24 protein-coding genes are annotated in these 25,667 nt (G+C 56.1%); 9 read left to right on the forward strand and 15 right to left on the reverse strand.

From position 1 onward, the window contains the following. Window positions 1-181: 181 nt before the first annotated feature. Window positions 182-1,594 (forward strand): glycoside-pentoside-hexuronide (GPH):cation symporter, encoded by a 1,413-nt coding sequence (locus ACO6VX_RS19165; RefSeq protein WP_284672433.1) that lies wholly within the window; start codon window positions 182-184, stop codon window positions 1,592-1,594. Beyond that, window positions 1,591-2,550, forward strand: a complete 960-nt coding sequence (locus tag ACO6VX_RS19170) for a family 43 glycosylhydrolase (RefSeq protein WP_400370115.1) — start codon at window positions 1,591-1,593, stop codon at window positions 2,548-2,550. The genes ACO6VX_RS19165 and ACO6VX_RS19170 overlap by 4 nt, the downstream gene beginning before the upstream one ends. On the opposite strand, the gene ampE is transcribed toward ACO6VX_RS19170, so the two are convergent. Both ampE and ampD read right to left on the reverse strand, forming a co-directional pair. After that, entirely contained in the window at window positions 2,532-3,386 is an 855-nt protein-coding gene (gene ampE, locus ACO6VX_RS19175; protein ID WP_022625416.1) for a beta-lactamase regulator AmpE, read from the reverse strand. The two genes, ACO6VX_RS19170 and ampE, sit on opposite strands and share 19 nt — an antisense overlap. Window positions 3,387-3,402: 16 nt before the next feature. Next, the gene (ampD, locus tag ACO6VX_RS19180) at window positions 3,403-3,954 is read right to left on the reverse strand and encodes a 1,6-anhydro-N-acetylmuramyl-L-alanine amidase AmpD (RefSeq protein ID WP_422458271.1); all 552 of its coding nucleotides are present in this window, start codon (window positions 3,952-3,954) and stop codon (window positions 3,403-3,405) included. 198 nt (window positions 3,955-4,152) lie between these two features. On the opposite strand from ampD, the gene nadC reads away from it, so the two are divergent. The 4 genes from nadC (at window position 4,153) to hofC (ending at window position 8,243) form a co-directional block, all read left to right on the forward strand. Next, window positions 4,153-5,049 carry a carboxylating nicotinate-nucleotide diphosphorylase gene (gene nadC / locus ACO6VX_RS19185; protein WP_010671835.1) on the forward strand — a complete coding sequence of 299 codons (897 nt, stop codon included), beginning with the start codon at window positions 4,153-4,155 and terminating at the stop codon, window positions 5,047-5,049. A 174-nt stretch (window positions 5,050-5,223) separates the two neighbouring features. Then, on the forward strand, window positions 5,224-5,679 hold the full coding sequence (gene ppdD, locus ACO6VX_RS19190) for a prepilin peptidase-dependent pilin (protein WP_010253922.1): 456 nt from the start codon (window positions 5,224-5,226) through the stop codon (window positions 5,677-5,679). Further along, window positions 5,666-7,051, forward strand: coding sequence for a type II secretion system protein GspE (gene gspE, locus ACO6VX_RS19195; protein ID WP_422458272.1), 1,386 nt, complete (start codon window positions 5,666-5,668; stop codon window positions 7,049-7,051). The genes ppdD and gspE overlap by 14 nt, the downstream gene beginning before the upstream one ends. Beyond that, a complete protein-coding gene (gene hofC / locus ACO6VX_RS19200) occupies window positions 7,044-8,243 on the forward strand; it encodes a protein transport protein HofC (RefSeq protein ID WP_182504666.1) in 1,200 nt (399 codons plus the stop codon). The genes gspE and hofC overlap by 8 nt, the downstream gene beginning before the upstream one ends. A gap of 25 nt (window positions 8,244-8,268) precedes the next feature. Here hofC and ACO6VX_RS19205 read toward each other — a convergent pair whose 3' ends face one another. After that, complete coding sequence (locus ACO6VX_RS19205; RefSeq protein WP_010671832.1) at window positions 8,269-9,309, reverse strand: GMP reductase; 1,041 nt, start codon at window positions 9,307-9,309, stop codon at window positions 8,269-8,271. A gap of 234 nt (window positions 9,310-9,543) precedes the next feature. Between ACO6VX_RS19205 and coaE the strand changes: the two genes are divergently transcribed. Genes coaE through yacG form a run of 3 tightly spaced genes read left to right on the forward strand, consistent with a single transcriptional unit; the run spans window position 9,544 to window position 11,106 of the window. After that, complete coding sequence (gene coaE, locus ACO6VX_RS19210) at window positions 9,544-10,152, forward strand: dephospho-CoA kinase (RefSeq protein WP_010253911.1); 609 nt, start codon at window positions 9,544-9,546, stop codon at window positions 10,150-10,152. Between the two features lie 4 nt (window positions 10,153-10,156). Next, window positions 10,157-10,900, forward strand: a complete 744-nt coding sequence (zapD, locus tag ACO6VX_RS19215; protein ID WP_033756556.1) for a cell division protein ZapD — start codon at window positions 10,157-10,159, stop codon at window positions 10,898-10,900. Between the two features lie 8 nt (window positions 10,901-10,908). Continuing rightward, window positions 10,909-11,106, forward strand: coding sequence for a DNA gyrase inhibitor YacG (gene yacG, locus ACO6VX_RS19220; protein WP_010253903.1), 198 nt, complete (start codon window positions 10,909-10,911; stop codon window positions 11,104-11,106). Window positions 11,107-11,141: 35 nt separating this feature from the next. On the opposite strand, the gene mutT is transcribed toward yacG, so the two are convergent. The 12 genes from mutT to murD all read right to left on the reverse strand — a co-directional run bounded on the left by mutT (window position 11,142) and on the right by murD (window position 25,665). Further along, window positions 11,142-11,537 (reverse strand): 8-oxo-dGTP diphosphatase MutT, encoded by a 396-nt coding sequence (mutT, locus tag ACO6VX_RS19225; RefSeq protein WP_010253900.1) that lies wholly within the window; start codon window positions 11,535-11,537, stop codon window positions 11,142-11,144. A gap of 154 nt (window positions 11,538-11,691) precedes the next feature. After that, on the reverse strand, window positions 11,692-14,400 hold the full coding sequence (gene secA, locus ACO6VX_RS19230) for a preprotein translocase subunit SecA (protein WP_022625411.1): 2,709 nt from the start codon (window positions 14,398-14,400) through the stop codon (window positions 11,692-11,694). A gap of 74 nt (window positions 14,401-14,474) precedes the next feature. Beyond that, entirely contained in the window at window positions 14,475-14,981 is a 507-nt protein-coding gene (secM, locus tag ACO6VX_RS19235) for a secA translation cis-regulator SecM (protein WP_323054595.1), read from the reverse strand. Window positions 14,982-15,281: 300 nt separating this feature from the next. Beyond that, a complete protein-coding gene (gene lpxC, locus ACO6VX_RS19240; protein WP_010253894.1) occupies window positions 15,282-16,199 on the reverse strand; it encodes a UDP-3-O-acyl-N-acetylglucosamine deacetylase in 918 nt (305 codons plus the stop codon). 101 nt (window positions 16,200-16,300) lie between these two features. Then, window positions 16,301-17,455, reverse strand: coding sequence for a cell division protein FtsZ (ftsZ, locus tag ACO6VX_RS19245; RefSeq protein ID WP_010253892.1), 1,155 nt, complete (start codon window positions 17,453-17,455; stop codon window positions 16,301-16,303). Between the two features lie 71 nt (window positions 17,456-17,526). Then, window positions 17,527-18,783, reverse strand: a complete 1,257-nt coding sequence (gene ftsA / locus ACO6VX_RS19250) for a cell division protein FtsA (protein WP_010253890.1) — start codon at window positions 18,781-18,783, stop codon at window positions 17,527-17,529. Beyond that, window positions 18,780-19,619, reverse strand: a complete 840-nt coding sequence (gene ftsQ / locus ACO6VX_RS19255) for a cell division protein FtsQ (RefSeq protein WP_010253887.1) — start codon at window positions 19,617-19,619, stop codon at window positions 18,780-18,782. Before ftsQ ends, ftsA begins: the two co-directional genes overlap by 4 nt. Before the next feature lies 1 nt (window position 19,620). Then, a complete protein-coding gene (locus tag ACO6VX_RS19260) occupies window positions 19,621-20,541 on the reverse strand; it encodes a D-alanine--D-alanine ligase (RefSeq protein ID WP_010253885.1) in 921 nt (306 codons plus the stop codon). Next, entirely contained in the window at window positions 20,531-22,009 is a 1,479-nt protein-coding gene (gene murC / locus ACO6VX_RS19265) for a UDP-N-acetylmuramate--L-alanine ligase (protein ID WP_010253883.1), read from the reverse strand. The genes ACO6VX_RS19260 and murC overlap by 11 nt, the downstream gene beginning before the upstream one ends. 70 nt (window positions 22,010-22,079) lie before the next feature. Continuing rightward, window positions 22,080-23,138 carry an undecaprenyldiphospho-muramoylpentapeptide beta-N-acetylglucosaminyltransferase gene (murG, locus tag ACO6VX_RS19270; protein ID WP_010253881.1) on the reverse strand — a complete coding sequence of 353 codons (1,059 nt, stop codon included), beginning with the start codon at window positions 23,136-23,138 and terminating at the stop codon, window positions 22,080-22,082. Further along, the gene (gene ftsW / locus ACO6VX_RS19275; RefSeq protein ID WP_010253879.1) at window positions 23,135-24,349 is read right to left on the reverse strand and encodes a cell division protein FtsW; all 1,215 of its coding nucleotides are present in this window, start codon (window positions 24,347-24,349) and stop codon (window positions 23,135-23,137) included. Before ftsW ends, murG begins: the two co-directional genes overlap by 4 nt. After that, window positions 24,349-25,665, reverse strand: a complete 1,317-nt coding sequence (gene murD, locus ACO6VX_RS19280) for a UDP-N-acetylmuramoyl-L-alanine--D-glutamate ligase (RefSeq protein WP_422458273.1) — start codon at window positions 25,663-25,665, stop codon at window positions 24,349-24,351. The genes ftsW and murD overlap by 1 nt, the downstream gene beginning before the upstream one ends. Window positions 25,666-25,667 lie beyond the last annotated feature (2 nt).

The raw sequence follows: 25,667 nt of genomic DNA on the forward strand, positions 1-25,667 counted from the left end.
CGACCTCCTGCGGGGTTGCAGCACGTCATCCGCGCCTCCCTGCCCGTCTCAACTGCCCCGATCCAGTTCACACTTCTCTCCCCGCAACTGTTTTGTCCATCTTCATAACGAATTACTCCCGTTCATCTCGCTGATTTCCTGCCAATAATTCCTGTTCACACTGGATGCGCAGGAGAAAACCATGAAAGGTACAGCCCTCCCGTTTCGGGAAAAACTGGGATATGGCATGGGCGATGCCGGATGCAACATGATTGGCGGTGCCATCATGCTGTTCCTGAACTACTTCTATACCGACGTTTTCGGCCTGGCCCCGGCGCTGGTGGGAACCCTGCTGCTCTCGGTCAGAGTGCTCGATGCGGTAACCGATCCGATTATGGGCGCGATCGCCGATCGCACCCAGAGTCGCTGGGGTCGCTTTCGTCCCTGGCTGCTGTGGGTTTCCGTACCTTACGTCGTGTTCAGCGTATTGATGTTCACCACGCCAGACTGGACCTATCACAACAAGGTGATCTGGGCCTTCGTCACCTACTTCCTGATGTCACTGACCTACACGGCGATTAACATTCCTTACTGCTCTCTGGGCGGCGTGATTACCAACGATCCCGGTGAGCGCGTCTCCTGCCAGTCTTATCGCTTTGTCATGGTCGGCATCGCCACGCTGATACTCTCTCTGTCCCTGCTGCCGATGGCAGAGTGGTTCGGTGGCGAAGACAAAGCGCGCGGCTACCAGATGGCGATGGCGGTACTGGCAACCATTGGCCTGGCGATGTTTCTGTTCTGCTTTGCCACGGTACGTGAACGTATCCGCCCTGCCGTGCCGAGCAATGATGACCTGAAAAAAGATCTGCGTGACGTCTGGAAGAATGACCAGTGGGTACGCATTCTGCTGCTGACGTTCTGTAACGTCTGTCCCGGCTTCATCCGTATGGCGGCCACCATGTATTACGTGACCTGGGTCATGGGCCAGTCGACGCACTTCGCCACGCTGTTTATCAGCCTGGGTGTGATTGGCATGATGGTCGGCAGCACGCTGGCGAAATGGCTCACCGATCGCTGGTGCAAACTCAAAGTCTTCTTCTGGACCAATATCGCGCTGGCACTCTTCTCCAGCGGTTTCTACTGGATCGATCCCCACGCCACCGTGATGGTCGTGATCGCCTACTTTGTGCTGAATATCCTGCATCAGATCCCCTCTCCGCTGCACTGGTCACTGATGGCCGATGTGGATGACTACGGCGAATGGAAAACCGGCAAACGCATCACCGGCATCAGCTTCTCCGGCAACCTGTTCTTCCTCAAGGTGGGACTGGCGGTTGCCGGTGCGATGGTCGGCTTTCTGCTGTCGATCTATGGCTACAATGCAGGTGCTAAGCAGCAGTCACCTGAGGCGATTAACGGCATCATGCTGCTGTTCACCATTATTCCGGGTGTCGGCTATCTGATTACCGCCGGTGTGGTACGACTGATGAAGGTCGACCGCAAAATGATGATTACCATCCAGCAGGATCTCGCGCTGCGCCGCGAAAACTTCCATGAGTTACACACCGTTCGCCTGCGCGACGGTGTTGTCACGCCAACCGGAGATGTTAAATGACCGCAATCTTGCCGAATCCTTTTATCGAGCAGCGTGCCGACCCCTTTATCCTGCGCCATGAACAGTTTTATTACTTTGTAGCATCGGTGCCAGAGTATGACCGGCTGGAGATCCGTCGCGCCACGACGCTGGCTGGCCTGCGCAGCGCCGAGCCGGTGGTCGTCTGGCGCAAGCCCGAGAGCGGCCCCTTTAGCGAGTTAATCTGGGCACCTGAGCTGCACTACATTGACGGACAGTGGGTCATCTATTTCGCGGCAGCACCGACGCGTGAAATCAAAGAGGGACTGTTTCAGCACCGGATGTATGCGCTGGTGTGTGAGGCGGAAGATCCGCTGCAGGGCGATTGGCAGCCCTGTCGCCGGGTCTTCAGCCAGTTCGACAGCTTCTCACTGGATGCTACCCACTTCGTGCATCAGGGTAAAAACTGGTATCTCTGGGCGCAGAAAGATCCATTGATTCCCGGCAACTCTAACCTCTATCTGGCTGAGCTGCTTAATCCCTGGACGCTGAAAGGCACGCCGGTGATGCTGAGCCGGCCAGAATATGAGTGGGAGTGCGCAGGCTTTAGCGTTAATGAAGGACCGGCGGTTATTCGTCACGGGGATCGGCTGTTTGTGACCTACTCTGCCAGCGCCACCGATGAGAATTACTGTCTGGGGATACTGTCGATTGACGTTGATGCCGATCCGCTTGATGTCGCCGCATGGCAAAAGTCTGCACGGCCGGTATTTGTTTCCAGCTGGGACAACCATCAGTATGGACCGGGTCACAACAGTTTTACCCAGGATGAGGCGGGACGCGACGTGCTGGTATACCACGCGCGTAACTACACTGAAATTGAAGGCGATCCGTTATGGGATCCAAACCGCCATACCCGACTGAAATATTTCAGCTGGCGGGAAGATGGCACGCCTGATTTCGGCGTGCCGCCTGCCGATTACACCAGCGTGCCGTAAATCGTCAGCAACGCGACAGCGACCACCAGTACCAGTGAGGTACGTTTCGCTAACGCCACGGCAACCCGTGGCGTTTCGACTTTATCGGTGTGCGGATCGCGTGACAGTGAGAACTGCGCCAGGGTCGTCAGCACCTGATACTGAGAACGATGCCGATCGGTCAGCGAAGCAAACCAGGCGGGCAGCGCTTTCTCGCCATGACCCAGCAGGGCGTAAGCCACACCCGCCAGCCGCGCCGGGATCCAGTCGAGAAGATGCAGAATGGCATCCACGCCAGATTGTGAACGCGCCATCGGTGTTCCGTGCTTTGCCAGCCAGCCTTGCCAGGCCCGCAGAAAAGCGTAACCCACCAGCAGCACCGGTCCCCACGGACCGCCCACCACCAGCCAGAACATTGGCGCAAGGTAGAAACGGAAGTTTATCCAGATCAGGGCATTCTGCAGTTCACGCAGGAACTCGCGCTCGCTGCATTCCACCGGCACGCCATGAATCAGCGTCAGTTCAGCCGCCATCGCCTGATGCGCAGCGTCGTCGTCATGACTGGCCGCTTTCAGATAGCTGTGGTAGTGCTGCCGCACCGAACCGGCACCGATACAGAGCAGTCCGGCAACAATCCAGAAGAGCAGTTGCAGCACGCCAAACAGCAGCCCTTTAAGACTCCAGATCACCAGCGCGGTCAGCGCCATCGCCAGCACGGTCATCAGCAGGGTGCGCATCATTGAGAAATGGTGGCGCTGGCGAAAGATCGGCTCCAGCCGGTGTTCGAGCTGCCAGTGCTCGCCCAGTTTAAACAGGCGCTCCCAGCCTAAAACCAACAACAAGGTAAACAACGTCATACTGACTCCGCAAAAATCAGGATTTTTGCTGCGTTAACAGCTGTTTGTAGTAGTCCCAGTCAAAAGCAGGTCCGGGATCGGTTTTGCGTACCGGTGCGATGTCACTGTGCCCCGTGATACGTGCAGGCGTTAACGGATAGTGTTGCAGCAGTAATTGCGTCACCTGCTGCAAGGCCCGATATTGCGCCTCGCTATAAGGCTCACTGTCTGTCCCTTCCAGTTCGATGCCTATGGAGAAGTCGTTGCAGTTCTCACGTCCTTCGAACTGCGAAATGCCTGCATGCCAGGCGCGTTTATCAAAGGGGACATACTGCACGATCTCCCCGTCACGGCGAATCAGGCAGTGTGCCGCCACTTTCAGCGCGGCGATATCCGCAAAATAGGGATGGGCATCGGGCGGTAAGGTGCCGGTGAACAGTTTATCGATCCATTGCCCGCCAAATTCACCGGGTGGCAGGCTGATATTGTGGATCACCAGCAGTGAAGGTGCCTCATTATCAGGGCGTTCGTTGCAATGCGGCGACGGCACATGACGCACGCGGGTCAGCCAGCCCTGTTTGATTTTCATAGCGGTTTTCCTTATTTCACCTGGCTGAGAATAGCATGAATAATAAAGGATTCTTGCTTCTTAGTGTGCCGGTCTGATGACATTCACGCACTGCGTGTTAAGGATACTAAACAAAATACTATCAGTTGCTGGAACCGAATGGCGGTTCAGGCTATTGTGACCGCCTCTGTCATTTCCCCTTTCAGGAGTAAAACGCCTATGTCATCCCGTGGTTATGATCCCGACAGCCGTCGTCAGGCGCTGATTAAACGCATTGAAAGTGACATTCCGGATAGCGTTGCGCTGGCGTTAAAAGAGGATCTCGGGGGCGAGATCGACGCTGACCGCGATATCACCGCGCAGCTGTTACCCGCCGATACCCAGGCCGATGCGCAGGTCATCACCCGCGAAGCCGGTGTTTTCTGTGGTAAACGCTGGGTTGAAGAGGTGTTCATTCAGCTCGGCTCACACGCGACCCTGATCTGGCATGTCGAAGATGGTGATCAGATCGAGGCTGACCAGCTGCTGTTTGAAATCGAGGGACCTGCCCGGCTACTGCTGACCGCCGAGCGAACGGCGCTTAATTTTGTGCAGACGCTCTCAGGCGTTGCTACCGAAGTCAGCCGCTATGTCGCGCTGCTGGCGGGAAGCCAGACGCAACTGCTGGACACGCGTAAAACCCTGCCCGGACTGCGGACTGCGCTGAAATATGCCGTGTTGTGCGGCGGTGGCAGTAATCATCGGCTGGGCCTCTCTGACGCTTATCTCATCAAAGAGAACCATATTATTGCCAGCGGTTCGATTCGGCAGGCAGTGGAAAGAGCGCAATGGTTGCAGCCCGATGTGCCGGTTGAAGTTGAGGTGGAATCGCTGGAGGAGTTACGTCAGGCGCTGGAAGCGGAAGCCGATATCGTGATGCTGGATAACTTCAGCCTGGAAGCGATGCGTGCCGCCGTCGAACTTAATCAGGGTCGGGCGTTGCTGGAGGTCTCCGGTAACGTCACCGAAACCACCCTGCCACAGATCGCCCTGACCGGCGTGGACTATGTTTCGGTTGGCGCGCTGACCAAACATGTGCGGGCGCTGGATCTCTCGATGCGCTTTAAACAAAAATAGCCTGCCTCGCCGTCACTCAACACGGCGATTTTGCGACCCTGCTTCCGGCGCAGTTTCGACTGCGCTGTAAGTCTGAAATCTGTTCACATCACGCTTTCCAGTTTGCCCATCTCTGCCTGTCTTTTACTGCCCCCGATTTTTAACCTGTCGCCTTCTTAATACGGAGACGATGTGATGAATTATCAACGTGGATTTACGCTGGTTGAACTGATGATTGTGGTGGGTATTGTGGCAATCTTAAGTGCCATCGGCCTGCCCGCTTATCAAAATTATCTGCAGCGTGCTGCCCTTACCGACATGCTGCAAACCATGGTGCCCTATAAAACCGCTGTTGAGCTTTGCGCCATGGAGCGCGGCGGCCCGACGCAGTGCCAGGCCGGAGAAGCGGGTATTCCTGCTGCCAGGGGATCGCGCTATGTCTCAGCACTGAGCGTGACCAACGGGGTCATTACGCTGACCGGCCAGGAAAGCCTGAATGGGCTGAGCGTTGAAATGCTGCCGCTCTGGGACAGCACCGAGGGCGGCATCAGTTGGCAACGCAGCTGCACCAGCAGCAACAATAGCCTGCGCGACAATTGCCTGCAGCAGTTCCGCTTTGCGGATAAAGGAGCCAGCGATGAGCAAGCCTGATGAGGCGATCGCGGCATTATGTCAGCGCTATCGTGCCCTGGTTTTGCACCATGATGCCAGCCATCTGCGTGTTGCCGTCGCGGAAAGCGTGCCGCCAGGGCTGGCTGAAGCCCTCCATTTTGCCAGCCAGTGTCAGATTGAAATCGAGTGCTGGCCGCAGGCCCGGCTCGACCAGCTTCAGCACGCTGACACACCGCTGGTGGCGCGCGAAGAGGCGCCCACAGAATCAGCGATCGAAGCGACACAGCTGATCCTGCGTCAGGCGCTGGAGCGTCGCGCCTCTGATGTCCATATCGAACCCGGCCGTGATGGCCTGCGGGTGCGTTTGCGTATCGATGGCGTATTGCACCCTCTATCTTCCCTGCCCGTCACCCAGCCTGCTGCGCTGCTGGCGCGACTGAAGATCCTCGGCGGACTGGATATCGCCGAACGCCGGTTACCGCAGGATGGTCAGTTCAGTCTGGAGATCGCCAGTAAACCCGCCTCTTTTCGCCTGGCCACCTTACCCATCTACGGTGGTGAGAAAGCGGTGGTCCGGCTGTTGCAGAGTGAAAGCGCGGCGCTGTCGCTGGATAAGCTCGGCTTACCCGCCGCGCAGTTGCGCCTGTTCTGCGCCGCGCTGGCGCAGCCGCAGGGGCTGATTCTGGTCACCGGGCCTACCGGCAGCGGCAAGACGTTTACGCTCTATAGCGGACTCAGTGCCCTGAATACGCCGGAAAAAAATCTGTGCAGCGTTGAAGATCCGATTGAGATCCCCCTGCCCGGCATTAACCAGACGCAGATCCATGCTAAAAACGGCCTCGATTTTAACCGCGTGCTGCGGGCGCTGCTGAGACAGGATCCGGATGTGATCATGGTTGGGGAGATCCGCGATGCTGAAACGGCGGAGATTGCGGTTAAAGCGGCACAGACCGGGCATCTGGTGCTGTCGACGCTGCACACCAACTCCACCGCCGAGACCCTGACCCGGCTACGACAGATGGGTATTCCCGGTTATCTTCTGGGGTCGGCGCTGAAACTGATTGTTGCTCAGCGCCTGGTTCGACGCCTCTGTCCCCACTGCCGTCAGCCCGCTCAGGCGGTGGCGCACTATCCTGCGGAACTCTGGCCCGGTACCTTGCAAACCTGGCGAGCTCCCGGCTGCGACCACTGTTTTTCCGGCTATTTTGGCCGGCTGGCGCTGTTTGAACTGCTGCCGATCAATGCCAGGCTGCAAAATGCGATCGCCGCCGAAATGCCGCTGGAGAATTTGCTCAGCCTGGCGAAACAGCAGGGATTACGCACCCTGCTGGTTTCTGGCCTGGAGGCAGTAAGCCGGGGCGATACCTCGCTGGAAGAGATGCAACGGGTGATTGGGCTGGACGATGGCTGATGCGTCTTTATTTCGCTGGCAGGCGGTCGATAGCCAGGGCCAGTTAGTCAGTGGCCAGCTACTGGCTATCGACAGTGATAACCTGCTGCTGATGCTGGCGCAGCGCGATCTTCTGCCGGTGAGCTGGAAGCGAGAAAAAGTGTGGCGTCAGAGGGAGTGGAAGTGGCAGCACAAAACCGATCTGATTCGTCAGCTGGCAACCCTGCTCAAAGCGGGACTGCCGCTGGCAGAGAGTCTGGCTTTGCTGGCTGAGGGCCATCCGCATGCAGGCTGGCGTGCTCTGATGCTCGCCCTGCATCATCGGGTACTCAGCGGTGCCCCTTTTTCTCAGGCTTTACGTGAATGGCCGCAGATTTTTCCGGCACTCTATCCGGCCCTGATGGAGGTGGGCGAACTGACCGGTCAGCTGGATACCTGTTGCAGTGAGCTGGCCCGGCAGCAGATCCGGCAACAGCAGTTATGGCATCAGGTGACGAAGGCGCTACGTTATCCTCTGTTCATTCTGCTGGTGGCGATTGCGGTCACCTGCGGCATGCTGCTGTTCGTTCTGCCAGAGTTCGTTGCCGTCTATGACTCCTTTGATGCCCCTCTGCCCGCCTTTACGGCAGCGGTAATGCAGTTATCTGCCGCGCTTCAGGAGTGGGGAGCGGTGTTAGCCATCAGCGTATCGCTGATGCTGGCAGCCTGGCATCAGTTACGACGACGCTCTGCGGGCTGGCAGCGCCGTGAGCAGGCGATTTTCCTGCGCATCCCGCTGCTTTCCGGGTTATGGCGTGGCACGCAGCTGACGCAGATCTACACCATTCTGAATCTGACACAGCGCGCCGGGTTAACTTTGCTACAGGGACTGGCTGCCGTTGAAGTGACGCTCTCATCATTGCTATGGCGGGAAGCAATGGCCGGACTGCAGCAGCACATTGCTCAGGGGAATCCTCTCCATCAGGCGCTGATGCATCATCCGCTGTTCACACCATTATGCGGTCAGCTGGTTCGCGTCGGCGAAGAGGCGGGCGCGCTGGATTTAATGCTGGCTCGTCTGGCGGAATGGCATGAGGCAGAAACCCGTGAGCGCGCTGACACACTGGCTGCTTCGCTGGAACCGATGATGATGGTGGTGATTGGCGGCATTGTCGGCACGCTGGTGATTGCGATGTATCTGCCGGTGTTCGGGCTGGGTGATGCGATGCATTAAGGGGCGCAGGCTGCGCCCCGGATGACTATCGGTTGAAAACGCGGTTTTCCTGTTCATTAACCCGAATAAAGGTGGTGCGCTTGGTCAGCTCTTTCAGCCGCTCCGCGCCCACGTAGGTGCAGGCGGAACGCAGTCCACCCAGAATATCGCGCGCGGTGTCAGCAACCGGGCCACGCAATGGCAGCTTCACCGTTTTACCTTCTGCTGCGCGATATTGCGCCACACCGCCAACGTGACGCTTCATCGCCGATTCGGAACTCATGCCGTAAAACAGCATAAAGCTTTCGCCATTCTCTTCGACCACCTGCCCTTCACACTCATCATGTGCCGCCAGCATACCACCCAGCATCACGAAGTCGGCACCGCCGCCAAACGCTTTCGCAATATCGCCAGGCACTGAACAGCCGCCATCACTGACAATCTGTCCGCTTAAGCCATGCGCCGCATCGGCACATTCAATGACAGCGGAAAGCTGCGGATAGCCCACGCCGGTTTTCACCCGGGTTGTACAGACCGAACCCGGGCCAATGCCGACTTTAACGATATCCGCGCCAGAGAGAATCAGCTCTTCCACCATTTCGCCCGTTACCACGTTACCGGCACAGATGGTTTTAGCCGGGAAGGTTTCACGGGCGCGCTGCAGAAAATCAACAAAATGCTGAGAGTAACCGTTGGCCACGTCGATGCAGATAAACTGCAGATCGTCTGACAGCGCCATAATCGCGACCAGTTTATTGAGATCGGCCTCCGAGGTGCCGGTTGAAACCATCACATGTTTCAATACCGTCGCGGGGACGCGCTGAATAAACGCGCGCCACTCATCTACGCTGTAATGCTTATGGACTGCTGTAAGGATATTGAAGCTGGCCAGCGCCTCAGCCATTGAAAATGTGCCGACGGTATCCATGTTGGCGGCGATAATCGGTACGCCGCTCCAGCTCAGGCCCGAATGTCTGAAGGTAAAGCTGCGTTCCAGCTCAACCTGTGAGCGACTTTGCAGCGTGGAGCGTTTGGGGCGGATTAAGACATCTTTAAAGCCCAGTTTTAAATCTTCTTCAATACGCATAAACAGTGTCCTGGTAAGTGGCAATGAATCGTCGTTCACGAAGTAAGCACAGCTCCAGTGACGTTATGATACGCGCCTCTCGCTGCGCGACAAGACTGCGAATTTCACTTTATTTACGCTACAATCCGTTAAATTTAATTGTGGTTTATCGGTGTGATCTGACGCGCATTTTTGCGTTTTTTATACAGATCATTACCCTGAAGCCCTGTCGAAAAGAGAAGTCAGGTGAGAAACATGCCCTATATCGTCGCGCTTACAGGGGGGATCGGCAGTGGTAAAAGTACGATTGCCCAGGCATTCGCAGCGTCTGGCGTGGAAATTATTGATGCTGACCTGATAGCACGTGAAGTTGTCGAACCCGGCACACCCGCTTTGCAGGCCATTCAGGCGCGCTATGGCACGTCGATAGTGACTGATGAGGGGAAGCTTGATCGTAGCCGGCTTCGCGACATTATTTTTCAGCAGCCGGAAGAAAAAAGCTGGTTAAACGCGCTGCTGCATCCACTGATTAATGCCCGGACGCGTCAATTGATCGCCGAAGCCACCACACCTTATGTGCTCTGGGTGGTGCCGCTACTGGTGGAAAATCAGTTACAGCACCAGGCTGATCGGGTACTGGTGGTGGATGTTGATGAGGCAACGCAGTTAGCGCGCACCCGGCAGCGCGATCATCTTTCCGTCGCGCAGGCGAAACGCATTCTTGCCGCACAGGCGACGCGCCAGCAGCGCCTCGCCTGTGCCGATGACATTATTGATAACAGTGGCGAGCCCGACGACGCCTTGCCGCAGGTTGCCGAACTCCATCAGCGCTATCTCAGGCTGGCGGCAACGAAACAGGATTAATACCATGAGCACACCCGTTCTGTTTGAACACCCACTGAATGAAAAAATGCGAACCTGGTTACGGGTTGAGTTTTTGATCAATCAGTTAGATGAAATTGTCCCACTGGATAAAACCGTTAATGCGCTGACCTTTTTTCGCCTGATTAGCGAGCTGCTCGACATTTTTGAGCGGGGCGATATGCGTACTGAATTGTTAAAAGAGCTGGAGCGTCAGCAGCAAAAGTTACGTGCATGGGCTGATGTGCCAGGTGTTGATATGACGCTGGTTAATGCCCTGCGCGATAAACTCAAAATTCAGTCAACGCAGTTGATGAATGCCCCACGTATGGGCCAGCAACTCCGCGAGGACCGTCTGATTGCCCTGGTGCGGCAGCGCCTGAGCATCCCTGGTGGATGCTGCAGCTTTGATTTGCCGGGCCTGCACATCTGGCTCCATCTGCCGCAGGAAGCACGCGATGCGCAGGTCGAAGCCTGGATGCTGACGCTGGAGCCACTGCATCATGCGCTGGCGATGATACTGGATCTGATCCGCCAGTCCGGCGCGTTTCATGTGCAGACCAGCCTTAATGGTTTTTATCAGGATAATGCCGAAGGCGCCGATCTGTTGCGACTGCAGTTGTCGCTGGAGGATGCGCTCTATCCACAGGTGTCCGGACATAAAAGCCGCTACGCCATTCGTTTTATGCCGCTTGATAGTGAGCGTGGTGAAGTTCCGGCCCGCCTTAATTTTCAACTGGCCTGTTGTTAGAGGTAAAAATGCAGCAAGAAGTGATGACCGTTGCCTGTCCGCAGTGCGGCAAAGATGTGATCTGGGATGAACTCAGCCCGTGGCGCCCCTTTTGCAGTAAGCGCTGCCAGCTCATTGATTTAGGTGAGTGGGCCGCAGAAGAGAAACGCATTCCCAGCCGCGACGATATGAACGACAGTGACAACTGGAGTGAAGAAGATCGCTGACAGCCGAACCGGATGGGGCGCGCAGCCCCATCCGCTCAGAGTTCGCCGGCGATCAGACGCGCAATCAGCTGATGATTCGCGGGCGGAAACTCCTCCGCGACCAATGCATGCTGATCAACCCAACGCTGCGGCTGACCCTCTTTGCCCCACGGCTCTCCTTTCCACCCTTCAACCAGAAAGAAATGCAGCGTCACCCGCAGATCGTCATAACTATGGTCTGCATGACCAATCGGGCGTGCCTCGGTGACCTCAATCCCGGTCTCTTCCTGAAGTTCCCTTATCAATCCCTGTTCGGCGCTTTCGCCCGCTTCAATCTTACCGCCAGGAAACTCCCACTTGTTCGCCATGTAAGAGGTCGCCGCGCGCTGGGCAAGGAAAATTTGTTTACTGGCATTGCGAATGATGCCAACTGCAACCTGCAGGTGCTTCATGGAGACTATCCGGTAGTAATGGGTGAATGAAGCCTGATTTTAGAGCATGCCGTAGCGGATGTTAACCGCTTTAGCTCAGCGGAGTCGCTGTTGCCTGGGTGGCAGAGACCATGAAAAAAGGAGCCAGCGGCTCCTTTTTTATTAGCATTCAGTCTCAGGCGATGCGGCCATGACACTGCTTGTACTTTTTACCGGAACCACATGGGCAGGGATCGTTGCGGCCGACTTTGCGTTCACCACTCTGCTCCGCCACAGGCTCTGCGGCTGCCAGCAGATCCTCTTCAACATGGCTCAGTTGCTGTTGCTGTGCCAGACGTTCAGCTTCTTCGCGACGTTGTTGCTCCATCGCTTCAACTTCTTCTGGCATGCGCACCTGGACTTTGCTCAGTGTACTGATCACTTCATATTTCAGTGATTCAAGCATCGCGGCAAACATGGCAAAGGATTCACGCTTGTACTCCTGCTTCGGATCTTTCTGCGCATAGCCGCGCAGATGGATGCCCTGACGCAGATAGTCCATCGCGGCCAGATGCTCTTTCCACAGCGAATCCAGCGTCTGAAGCATCACGCCTTTTTCGAAGTTGCGCATCATCTCTGCGCCAACGATCTCTTCTTTCTCAGCGTAGCTTTCCATAGCATGGGTCATGATGCGCTCACGCAGCACTTCTTCATGCAGATCAGGCTCTTTATCCAGCCACTCTGCAATCGGCAGGTTCAGATCGAAGTCAGTGCGCAGACGCTCTTCCAGGCCTGGCACGTCCCACATCTCCTCCAGCGACTGCGGCGGAATGTAAGTATCGATGGTGACTTTGTAGACGTCGTGGCGAATGCTGTTGATGGTTTCGCTAACGTCAGACACATCCAGCAGCTCGTTACGCTGACTGTAGATGGCGCGACGCTGGTCATTAGCCACATCATCATATTCCAGCAACTGCTTACGAATATCGAAGTTACGGCTTTCAACTTTGCGCTGGGCATTGGCAATCGCTTTGGTGACCCACGGATGCTCAATCGCTTCGCCTGGCTTCATGCCCAGTTTACGCATCATATTCGAGACGCGGTCTGAGGCAAAAATACGCATCAGCGCATCTTCCATCGACAGGTAGAAGCGAGAAGAACCGGCGTCACCCTGACGACCTGCACGACCACGCAGCTGGTTGTCGATACGACGCGATTCGTGACGCTCTGTACCGACGATGTGCAAGCCACCTGACGCCAGTACCGCATCATGACGAATCTGCCATGCCGCTTTAATCTCTTCGATTTGCGCTTCAGTTGGCTCTTCCAGTTCAGCCACTTCAGCGTGCCAGCTGCCGCCCAGCATAATATCCGTACCACGTCCGGCCATGTTGGTGGCGATAGTGACCGCACCCGGCTGACCAGCCTGCGCCACGATATCCGCTTCGCGGGCGTGGAATTTGGCGTTCAGGACGTTATGTTTGATACCGGCACGGGTCAGTTCGTTAGAGACCACTTCTGATTTCTCAATCGAGATGGTTCCCACCAGCACCGGCTGACCATTGGCGGTGCGCTCACGGATATCTTCGATAATGGCATCGATCTTCTCTTTCTCGGTCATGTAGACCAGGTCAGCCAGATCTTTACGCACCATCGGACGGTTGGTCGGCACGACAATGGTGTCGAGCTTATAAATGGAGCTGAATTCAAATGCTTCGGTATCAGCGGTACCGGTCATACCGGCCAGCTTCTCGTAAATACGGAAGTAGTTCTGGAAGGTGATAGAGGCCAGCGTCTGGTTCTCGTTCTGGATCTCAACGCCTTCTTTCGCTTCAATCGCCTGATGCAGACCATCAGACCAGCGACGACCCTGCATGGTACGGCCGGTGTGTTCATCAACAATCACCACTTCGCCATCTTTCACGATGTAATCCACATCGCGGGTAAAGAGTGCGTGCGCACGCAGCGCCGCGGTGACGTGGTGCATCAGCATGATATTGGTCGGAGAGTAGAGTGACTCGCCCGCTTCCATGATGCCCTGGCTGACCAGCAGCTCTTCCACTTTGACCAGACCGCGCTCAGACATGTGAGCCTGACGCGCTTTTTCATCGACCCAGAAGTCGCCTTCACCCTGATGGGTTTCGGTATCTTCTTTATCCTGGCGAACCAGATGAGGGATGATCTTGTTCACTTTGGTGTAAAGCTCAGAACTGTCTTCCGCCGGACCAGAGATGATCAGCGGTGTACGCGCTTCATCGATCAGGATGGAGTCGACCTCATCCACCAGCGCATAGTGCAGTTTACGCTGTACACGCTCTTCCGGGCTGAAAGCCATGTTGTCGCGCAGGTAGTCAAAGCCATATTCGTTGTTGGTGCCATAGGTGATGTCTGCTGCGTAAGCTTCACGCTTTGCCACCGCCGGCAGGCCCGACATGTTGATACCAATGGTTAAACCCAGGAACTCAAACAGCGGACGGTTATTTTCCGCATCACGCTGTGCCAGATAGTCGTTGACGGTAACCACGTGAACGCCTTTGCCGGACAGCGCGTTCAGATAGGCTGGCAGCGTTGCGGTCAGCGTTTTACCTTCACCGGTTCGCATCTCAGCAATGCAGCGATCGTTCAGCACCATACCGCCGATCAGCTGCACGTCGAAGTGACGCATCCCGAACACGCGTTTACTGGCTTCACGCACGGTTGCGAACGCTTCCGGGATCAGACTTTCCAGCGATTCACCTTTTTTCAGGCGTTCGCGGAACAGATCAGTTTTCGCTTTCAGTTCATCATCAGAGAGCTTCTCAAAATCGGGCTCCATCTTATTGATGACGTCCACCACTTTACGCATACGACGCAGGGTACGATCGTTACTGCTACCAAAAACCTTGGTTAATATTTTGCTTAACATAATAAATATATTCTCAATTCAGCCGGAGCATTCCGGACTGCGAAATCTTAACAGAGTGAATAAAACCAAAAATATTAGCAGAACAATCGGGCAGGTCCGGCGCGAATGCCATGCACGCTGGCATGCCATTCTACCCATGAACGGGTAACGGCCGTGAAAAGAGGCGGCGTAGAGATCTGCTGCGGTGCAGTGTGCAGCGCAGAATGTGATGTCAGTAAACTATGCAGTGAGTCGATCAGCGCCAGCTTTTGTGCCGCCAGCGGTAATGTCTGTTGCTCCGCCTGCGCCTGGGGCGCCAGCGTGAAAGAGAGATGACGAATAACGGTGCGGATGGCGTGCTGATGCCAGTAATCCACGCTGAAGCTCGGGCGTCGGGATGCTTCCTGCAGCCGGATAAGGTGATCAAAGCGTGTGGCATTGCCAAGAAAGAGACTGCTGGCCGGAGATTCAGAGGATGCGTTGAGTTCGGAGCTTTGCGCACAGGCTGGCAGGCCAAAGCTGGCCGCTACCATCCCTAACAGGAGATGAGGCCAGAAGTAGCGTCTACCTAATTGTCGCCAGCGCAGAAGAATCCCGATCACAACCTTTCCATCGCGCATGCTCTGTTGCGCTCTTGTTTTCTGGTACCCGCCGCGAGCCGCAACGGATTTCGGCCTGTAAAAGCGCCACAGATAGTATCATTAATGTGGGGCATCCACACCTGGGATTAAAGTGATGGCGAGAGAAAACACGTGTGATTGTTCAGCAAATCAGCAGAACAGACAACGCTTTGCGAGCGAGGTCGCAGTCATCAGGCGTGTGATAAGAGGCAATAAAAAACGGCTGGCGCCGCTGACCGGAGAGGGTGTCAGCATAACCAGCCGTTTCACGTTCCGGGGTAATTAAGCCAGAACCAGATTCGGTGCTTTGAATGCCAGCGGCAGTTCAGCTTCGTCTTCGAAGGTTGCCCATTCCCAGGCTTCCTGCTTAGCCAGAACCGCTTGCAGCAGCTTGTTGTTCAGCGCGTGGCCCGATTTGAACGCAGTGAATGCGCCAATGATGTTGTGACCACACATAAACAAGTCGCCAATCGCGTCCAGCATTTTGTGACGGACAAACTCGTCCTCAAAACGCAGGCCTTCTTCATTCAGTACGCGGAAATCATCCAGACCTATCGCACAATCTAAGCTACCGCCCAGGCACAGGCCTTTAGACTGCAGATATTCGATTTCACGCATAAAGCCAAATGTACGCGCCCGGCTGATTTGACGAACAAAGGCGTCAGCAGAGAAGTTCATCGCATAACGCTGTGAGCTGGAATCGATAGCCGGGTGTTTGAAGTCGATGGTGAAATCAAGCGAGAAGCCGTTAAACGGTTTGATCTCGGCCCATTTGTCACCCTCTTCCACACGCACGGTCTGCTTAACACGCACAAATTTCTTCGCGCTGTTGAGCTGCTCGATGCCCGCATCCATCAGCAGATAGATAAACGGTGCTGCGCTGCCATCCATGATCGGGATTTCTGGCGCATCGACTTCAACAATAATGTTGTCGATACCCAGACCCGCCAGGGCGGCATTGAGGTGTTCAACCGTTGAAATACGCACGCCTTCATCATTCACCAGGCAGGTACTCAGCATGGTGTCGCGCACGTATTTTGCATCAGCCGGAAAATCTACCGGTGGATTCAAGTCGGTGCGACGATAGATGACCCCGGTATTAGCCGACGCAGGGCGTAATGTCAGGGTGACTTTTTTGCCGGTATGTAAACCGACACCAGTCGCCTGAACAATACGTTTTAATGTCCTTTGTTTGATCATCGTATTATCTCGCAATATCACCTGTCCGACCGCCAGTATACTTTACCAGCGGACAGAGACTTTAGCACAAAGAGCGGAGAATCCCAATTATAGGGTTAATCCTAATCGGCCTGCTTACGTAAAAAGGCCGGAATATCAAGATAATCGGGCTCTTTGTTCGACTGCGCAGCCTGGTCGTTAACGACTTTGGCAGCAGGTTTCTGCTCCTGCGGCAGCGGTGACATACCGTGCTGCTGATAGCGATGATCCATCACTGGCTGACTGGCTGGCTTGTTGGTTACCAGGGTGATTTCAGGACGCTTGTCCATGCCGATACCGGTTGCCACCACGGTGACGCGCAGTTCGTCATTCATTTCCGGATCCAGTGAAGTACCGATCACGACGGTCGCGTTGTCAGAGGCGAAGGCGCGGATAGTGTTACCCACGGTCTCGAACTCATCCAGACGCAGGTCGAAGCCCGCGGTAATGTTGACCAGCACGCCACGCGCACCAGAAAGGTCGATATCTTCCAGCAGTGGGCTGGAGATCGCCATTTCAGCCGCTTCTTCCGCACGATCTTCACCGCACGCGACGCCTGAACCCATCATCGCATAGCCCATTTCGGACATGACGGTACGCACGTCAGCAAAGTCGACGTTCATCAGGCCAGGACGGGTAATCAGCTCAGCGATACCCTGAACGGCGCCTTTCAGCACGTCATTAGCTGCACCAAACGCATCCAGCAGAGAGATACCACGGCCCAGCACTTTCAGCAGCTTGTCGTTTGGAATGGTGATCAGTGAATCGACATGCTTAGAGAGTTCGGCGATGCCCTGCTCGGCAAACGCCATGCGCTTTTTGCCTTCGAAGTTGAACGGCTTGGTGACAACCGCCACCGTCAGGATACCCAGCTCCTTAGCCACTTCAGCCACGACAGGCGCTGCACCGGTACCGGTACCGCCGCCCATACCTGCTGCGATGAAGACCATGTCTGCCCCTTCCAGCGCAGAACGCAGTGCTTCGCGATCTTCTTCTGCAGAGTTACGGCCCACTTCCGGGTTCGCACCCGCACCCAGACCTTTGGTAATGTTATTACCGATCTGAATGGTCTGGCCGACAGCTGTTTTACGCAGCGCTTGCGCGTCGGTATTCACAGCAAAGAATTCCACACCTTCGATACGCTCGCGTACCATGTGCTCTACGGCGTTACCGCCGCCGCCACCGACGCCGATGACTTTAATCACCGCGTCGTTGGTTAATTCCATAGGTTCAAACATGATTTCTCTCCGTTATGTGCCTGTCGCCTGGAGATCACTAAAGAAAACAGCATGATCCCCTTTCACAAAAATTAAAACTCTTTTTTTAACCAACTGTTAATACGCTTGAACCAGTTACCTACTGAGACCCGTTTTTCGGTCTCTGCATCACCGTTCATGTGCGACTCTTTGCCGTAATGCAACAGTCCCACGGCAGTGGAGTAGTACGATTCCTGCGCATAGTCAGTCAGGCCGGTAATATTCAGCGGCTGTCCGATACGCACCTGCGTATGGAATACGCGTTGCGCACAGGCCGCCAGTCCTTCGATTTGCGCTGCACCACCGGTCAGGACAATGCCTGCGGCTAAGTGATGCTTCACGCCCTGCTGACGCAGTTGTTCCTGTAACTGCAGAATCTCGTCATTGACCAGATTCAAAAGTTCGGTGTAACGCGGCTCAATCACTTCAGCCAGCGTCTGACGTTGCAGGCTACGTGGTGGACGTCCGCCCACACTCGGCACCTCAACGTTCTCGTCTTTGCCGACAATCGAGCCCAGCGCGCAACCATGGCGCACTTTAATCGCCTCAGCATCCGTTGGTGGTGTGCCAAACGCATAGGCGATGTCGCTGGTAACGACGTTGCCTGCATACGGAATAACCTTAGTGTGCCGTAAAGCGCCGCCGGTATATACGGCTATGTCCATTGTACCGCCACCAATATCGACAACACACACGCCCAGCTCACGTTCGTCTTCAGTCAGAACGGCAAAACTGGAGGCGAGACCGGCAAAAATCAGCTGATCCACTTTCAGCCCGCAACGCTCAACGGCTTTAACGATGTTCTTCGCCATATCGTTGTGGCAGGTGATCAGATGCACTTTCGCCTGCATACGCACGCCGGAAAGCCCGACCGGATTTTTAATCCCTTCCTGATAGTCGATGGCGTATTCCTGAGGAATGACGTGCAGGATGCGATGCTCGTCACGTACTCTCACCGATTTGGCGGTATGTACGACGTTCTCTACATCATCCTGAGTCACTTCCTCTTCGGAAATCGGAACCATCCCGATTTCGTTCTGACAACTAATATGTTTGCCCGATAAAGCAAGGTAGACGGAGGAGATCTGGCAGTCTGCCATCAGCTCAGCCTGATCGATGGCGCGCTGAACGCATTTCACCACCGACTCAAGGTCGTTTACGCCACCTTTATCCATACCGCGGGAAGGGCAGCTGCCCACCCCAATAATGTTGACCATACCATCGGGCAGAACTTCCCCAACCAGGGCGGCAACCTTCGCAGTGCCGATTTCGAGTCCAACTACCAGTTTTCTGTCCGTTGCCTTGATCATTGTTGTTTAGCCTGTGCCTGGTTCTGTTGCTGATTACTGTCCTGTGGCTCCATCACGATCGGTGTCCAGCCAACAGAAGCGCCAGAGTCGTATCGTAAATCCACGTAGCTGATACGTTTGCTCTCGTTCTGACCTTGCTGTTGCAGCACCGGGTAGAGCTCAATAAAGCGATTCAGTCGTTTCATGGTGTCGCTGCGGCCCAGTTCGATACGAACATCGTCGCTGGTGACCAGCTGCCATGAACGCCGCGCCGTCATCGACGCCACCTTCAGAGTAAACTTCCGGGCTTTCAGCACATCATCCATGCTGTGATAGCCCGCCAGGACCTCTTTCTCACTCCCTTCCGGCCCGTACAACATCGGCATTGTCTCTTTGCCGACATGACTGGCGGGTACGCTGAAGGAGACACCCTCAGCATCCACCATGTGCAAATCGTTCCAGCGCGCCACCGGTGTGTACTCCACAAGGTGGATCTTCAGTTCGTCCGGCCACTGCTTACGTACGCTGACCTGCTTAATCCAGGGCAGCCGCTCAATCTGCTGCTGCAGGATGTCCACGTCCTGAGACATAAACGTACCAGGCGGACCCAGCGACAAAATCGCCTGACGAATATCATCGTGTGTGGTGTAGTGCGTCTGTCCTGTCACCACCAGTTTTGACAATGGCAGCCGGGACGCATCGTTCATCCACTTCAGTACCACCAGCCCGCCAGCAACCATAATCCCGATGACGATCAGCAGAAAAATAATGCCGAACAGTCGGGCACCGTTACTGCGCCCGGTGCGAATACGCTCCTGCGGTTCACGGTTTCGAACTCTCATCGCCGCCTGTGACATATCAGTCGGCCAGCTCCAGAATATGGGCAACCAGCTGCGGGAAGCTCATGCCCGCCTGTTTCGCTGCCATTGGCACCAGACTGTGGCTGGTCATGCCCGGTGAGGTATTGGCTTCCAGTAACTGAAAGCGCCCTTCCCCGTCGGTCATCACATCAACCCGTCCCCAGCCGCGACATCCCAGCGCACGCCAGGCCGCCAGTACCAGCTGCTGTAATTCCGCTTCACGTTCAGCGCTTAAATCGGCCGGACAGACGTACTGAGTATCGTCAGAAATGTATTTAGCTTCATAGTCATAGAACTCGCTGGCGCTCTTTATTTCAATCGAGGGCAGAATACGATCGCCCACAATCGCGACGGTATACTCCGCGCCGCTAAGAAACGCCTCAACCAGCACGTCATTGTCGTGCTTAAACGCCATGTCCAGTGCCGCCGGCAGCGCGCTCAGATCGTTAACCCGACTGATGCCCACGCTGGAGCCTTCACAGGCTGGCTTGACGAACAACGGCAGGCCAAGTGCCGCAATTGCCGCGTTGTTTTCTGCGTCCAGACCGGCATCAAACTGCTGACGCGTCAGCCAGACAAACTTTCCTGACGGTAAACCACGTCCCTGCCACAGCAGCTTGGTGCGCAGCTTATCCATAGTCACGGCCGATGCCATCACCCCGCTGCCGGTGTACGGCAGTTGCAGGAACTCCAGCACCGCCTGCAGCGTGCCATCTTCGCCGCCCCGGCCATGCAGTGCGATAAAGGCTTTGGTAAAGCCCTGCTCTTTCAGCGTCAGCACAGAGACATCACGGGTATCGATGCCATGCGCATCAATGCCCATTTCCCGTAATCCGGCGAGGACGGCCTGACCTGAGTTCAGCGAAACCTCACGCTCTGCCGAGGTGCCACCCATTAATACTGCAACTTTATCCGCCATGACGATCCTCCGCTTTGCGTTCCGGCTGGAGCTTAGTGTCAGCCAGCTTGCGGGCAACCTTGCCGACGTTACCGGCTCCCTGCACCAGAATCAGGTCATTGCCTGACAGCAGCGGTGCCAGCATCTCTGGCAGCGCGTCATGTTCCGGCACCAGAATCGGATCCACCTTGCCGCGATTACGAATCGCACGGCACAGCGACCGGCTGTCAGCACCCGGAATGGCGGTTTCACCGGCAGAGTAAACATCCAGCATCAGCAACACATCCACATGCGACAGTACGTTGGCGAAATCATCAAACAGATCGCGGGTACGGCTGTAACGGTGCGGCTGAAACACCATCACCAGTTTTTTATCCGGCCAGCCTGCGCGCGCGGCTTTAATTGTCGCGTCCACTTCGGTGGGATGATGACCGTAATCATCAACCAGCATCGCGGTGCCCGGCTGTCCGTTGACCGGCTCTGTCGGGAATTCACCCAGCAGATCAAAGCGACGGCCCGTGCCCTGGAAACTCTCCAGCGCAGCCAGGATAGCATTGTCTTCAATGCCTTCTTCACTGGCGACGGCGACGGCGGCTGCCGCATTCAGGGCGTTGTGGCGTCCCGGCGCGTTCAGCGTAATCTGCAGCGGTGCTTTATCCTGACGGATCAAGGTGAAATGCCCCTGCGCGCCACTCTGTTCATAATTTTCAATGCGCAGGTCAGCATCATCACTGAAACCGTACGTGGTGATATGGCGTCCCACGCGTGGGATCAGATCACGAATAACCGCATCATCCACACACATCACCGCACGACCGTAAAACGGCAGGTTGTGCAGGAAGTTAATAAACGTCTGCTTCAGGTTCTCAAAATCGCCCTGATAAGTGTCCATATGGTCAGCTTCGATGTTGGTCACAATCGCCACCATCGGTTGCAGATGCAGGAACGACGCATCACTCTCATCCGCTTCAGCAATCAGATACCGGCTGTGACCCAGACGGGCATGGGTGCCTGCTGCTTTGACCAGTCCGCCGTTAACAAAAGTCGGATCGAGACCCGCTTCCGCATAAATACTCGACACCATCGCCGTGGTGGTCGTTTTGCCATGGGTACCCGCAACGGCGATGCCGTGACGAAAACGCATCAGCTCAGCCAGCATCTCCGCGCGACGGATCACCGGGATACGCTGTTCACGTGCCGCCACCAGTTCTGGGTTATCCTGCGAAACGGCGCTGGAAACCACCACGACGCTGGCATCGGTCACGTTTTCGGGGCGATGGTTAAAATAAATGGTGGCACCCAGCGCAATCAGGTTCTGCGTCACCGGGTTAGGGGCCAGATCTGAACCGCTGATATGGTAGCCTTCATTTGCTAACACTTCGGCAATACCGCCCATGCCAGCACCGCCGATGCCGACAAAGTGGATGTGCCGGACGCGACGCATCTCGGGCACGATAGAACGCAGTTTTGCCAATTGTTGTGTATTCATCGCTCTCAGTTACCTGCTATTTCAGTTTGTACCCAGTCCGGGTACAGGTCAGACGCGCTGACCGGAATGATTACTTTGCGGCGCGAGCCACTTCCTGAGCGACCCGTTCAGTCGCATCGGGGATCGCCACCTGACGGGCCTGCTCAGCCATCGTCAGCAGTGTTGCGCGATCCCAGTGGCGTAGCTGATCCGCTACAGCCTCCGCAGTAAATTGCGGCTGCTCAAAAATTCTGGCGGCGCCCGCTTTCTCCAGCGGCAGCGCGTTCCAGTACTGCTGGCGATCTTTGTGCTGAAATGGCACGAAAATCGCCGGTAAGCCAGCGGCAGCGACTTCGCTCACGGTTAACGCGCCGGAGCGGCACACCACCACATCAGCCCAGGCGTAGGCGGCAGCCATGTCATCAATAAACTCGCTCACCTTGTGCTGCGTCTGCCCGACCTGCTGATAAGCTTTCTCTGTTTCGGGCAACGACCCTTTACCGGTCTGATGCCACAGGGTGATCTCATCACCCACCAGCGCGGCAACCTGCGGCAGCGTCTGGTTCAGTATCCGCGCACCCTGACTGCCACCGATCACCAGCACCCGTATCGGGCCATGACGATTCGCGAGACGTTGCGCGGGTAAAGGCAGTGCCAGTACATCAGTGCGAACCGGATTTCCCACCACATCGGCGGCGGGAAACGCGCCCGGAAACGCCTGCAATACTTTCTTAGCGATTTTCGCCAGCCATTTATTGGTCAGCCCGGCAATACCGTTCTGCTCATGCAGCACCACCGGAATACCGCAACTCCAGGCCGCTAAGCCGCCAGGACCGGAAACGTAGCCACCCATGCCCAGCACCACATCCGGCTGCCAGGCCTTCATGATGCGACGGGCCTGACGCCATGCATTAAAGATGCGCAGCGGTGCCAGCAGCAACGCCTTCATGCCTTTACCACGTAATCCGCTGATGCGGATGAAGTCGATGTCGATGCCGTGCTTTGGCACCAGATCGGCTTCCATACGGTCGGCAGTGCCTAACCAGCGGACCTGCCAGCCCTGTTCCATCAGATGATGGGCGACAGCCAGACCGGGAAAGACATGTCCGCCGGTTCCACCTGCCATCACCATCAATCGCTTACCGCTCATCGACCACCTCGGGTAAACGCCTGCGCTTTCGCCAGGCGCGTTTCATAATCTATGCGTAATAAAAAGACGATGGCAGTCGACATAATGATCAGACTTGACCCACCGTAACTGATCAGCGGTAAGGTCAGACCTTTGGTCGGTAACATACCGGCTGCTGCACCGACGTTAACCAGCGCCTGGAAGCTAAACCAGACTCCGATTGAACAGGCTAAAAAGCCGGAAAAACGCTGATCCAGTTCCAGAGCACGACGGCCAATCGACATCGCACGAAAAGCGACGAAGAATACCATTAAAAGTGCCATTACCACACCGACGTAGCCGAGTTCTTCCCCGATGATGGCGAAAATAAAGTCGGTATGCGCTTCGGGCAGATATTCCAGCTTTTGCACGGAGTTACCGAGCCCCTGGCCCCAGAATTCCCCGCGACCAAATGCCATCAGTGACTGGGTCAGCTGGTAGCCGCTACCAAAGGGATCTTCCCACGGGTTCCAGAACGAGGTCACACGGCGCATACGGTAGGGTTCTGCAATGATCAGCAGGATCACCGCAAAGATGCCGGAACCGATGATTGCCAGAAACTGCCACAGTTTGGCCCCCGCCAGGAACAGCATCGCCAAAGTCGTCACAAACAGCACAACCACCGTACCGAGATCCGGCTGCGCCAGCAGTAACACGGCCAGCACCACCATCACGCCCATCGGCTTACAGAAGCCCCAGAAGTTGTTACGCACCTCTTCCACTTTGCGCACCAGATAACTGGCGAGATAGCAGAACAGAGAGAGCTTCGACAGCTCTGCAGGCTGAATACGCAGCGGACCCAGCGCGATCCAGCGCGATGCACCGTTAACCGAGCTACCGACTACCAGAACAATCAGCAGCATCGCGACCGTGACCATCAGCATCACGTTGCTGTAGCGCTGCCAGAAATCCATCGGCACCCGCAGCGTGACCAGCGCCATACATACAGCCAGCACGATGTAGAAGGCATCGCGCTTGGCAAAATAAAAGAGATCGTCATTCAGACGCTGACCCACCGGCATTGAAGCCGACGTCACCATCACGAAACCAATCACCGCCAGGCCCAGCGTCAGCCATAGCAGTGTGCGGTCATAGAGCACCAGCGAAGAGTCATCACTTTCGCGTGCGCCCATGACCCAGTCTTTCAGGCGTCCTGAGAAATATCCCGCCAGTCCGGCGCCAGGAATACGCATCAGCTCAGCTCCTTCGCCAGTTGCGCGAACTGCTCACCGCGCTGCTCAAAGTTTCGGAACTGGTCAAGGCTGGCGCAGGCTGGTGACAGCAGAACCATATCGCCTGCTTTAACCTGCGGCGCAATCTGCTCCATCGCATGGCGCATGGTCTCAGTGCGCACGGCGATCTCCGGACGCAGCGCCGCCAGCGCATCGCCATCGCGACCAAAGCAGTAAAGGCGCACATTGTCGCCCTGCAGCCAGGGGATCAGCGGCGTAAAATCGGCCGACTTGCCATCACCGCCCATCAGCAGCCACAGCGTTCCCTTCACCTGCAGGCCATTCAGCGCTGCTTCGGTGCTGCCGACGTTGGTGGCTTTGGAGTCATTGATCCAGCGCACGCCCTGATGCTCATGAACCAGCTGAAAGCGATGCGCCAGACCGTTAAAGTGCGTTAAGGCAGCCAGACTGGAAGCACGTGGCAGACCCACCGCATCGGCCAGCGCCAGCGCAGCCAGCGCATTGGTGTAGTTGTGCTGTCCCACCATCTTCATTTCAGCCGTATTCAGGACCTTCTCGCCTTTCACCCGCAACCAGATACTGCCCTGCTGCTTATTAAGGTGGTAGTCCCCGAAATCGACACCAAAGCTGACGCAGCGGGTGTCCGCGCCGCGTACCGGCATCGTCAGGGCATCATCGGCATTAACGATGCAGACCTGTGCATTTTCATAGACCCGCAGCTTAGCGGCGCGATACTGCTGCATACCCAGCGGATAGCGATCCATATGATCTTCGCTGACGTTAAGTATGGTTGCCGCCGCGGCTTTCAGACTGTGCGTGGTCTCCAGCTGAAAACTGGAGAGTTCCAGTACATAGAGTTGCGCCGGTGACTGCAGCAGACTCAGCGCGGGCAGACCAATATTGCCGCCGACGCCCACCTGCCAGCCTGCAGCTTTCGCCATTTCACCCACCAGCGTAGTCACCGTGCTTTTACCGTTGGAACCGGTGATCGCCACGATCGGCGCCTGCGCCTCGCGGCAAAAGAGCTCAATGTCACCGACAATTTCGATGCCGGCTTCGACGGCTTCGCTGAGAATCGGATGCGCCAGCGCGACGCCAGGGCTGGCAACAATCAGATCGGCCGCCAGCAGCCAGTCGCCGTTGATGCCGCCCAGATGGCGTTCAACCTGCCCGGGCAATTTATCCAGCCCCGGCGGCGAGACACGGGTGTCCATCACGCGAGGCGTTACGCCCTGCGCTAAAAAGAAATCAACACAGGAGAGCCCGGTGAGGCCCAGCCCGATGATGACGACTTTTCTACCCCGATAGTCAGCCATGA

Origin of the sequence: Pantoea sp. BJFS-204, from assembly GCF_049310725.1 — a bacterium.
Lineage (GTDB): Bacteria > Pseudomonadota > Gammaproteobacteria > Enterobacterales > Enterobacteriaceae > Pantoea > Pantoea agglomerans.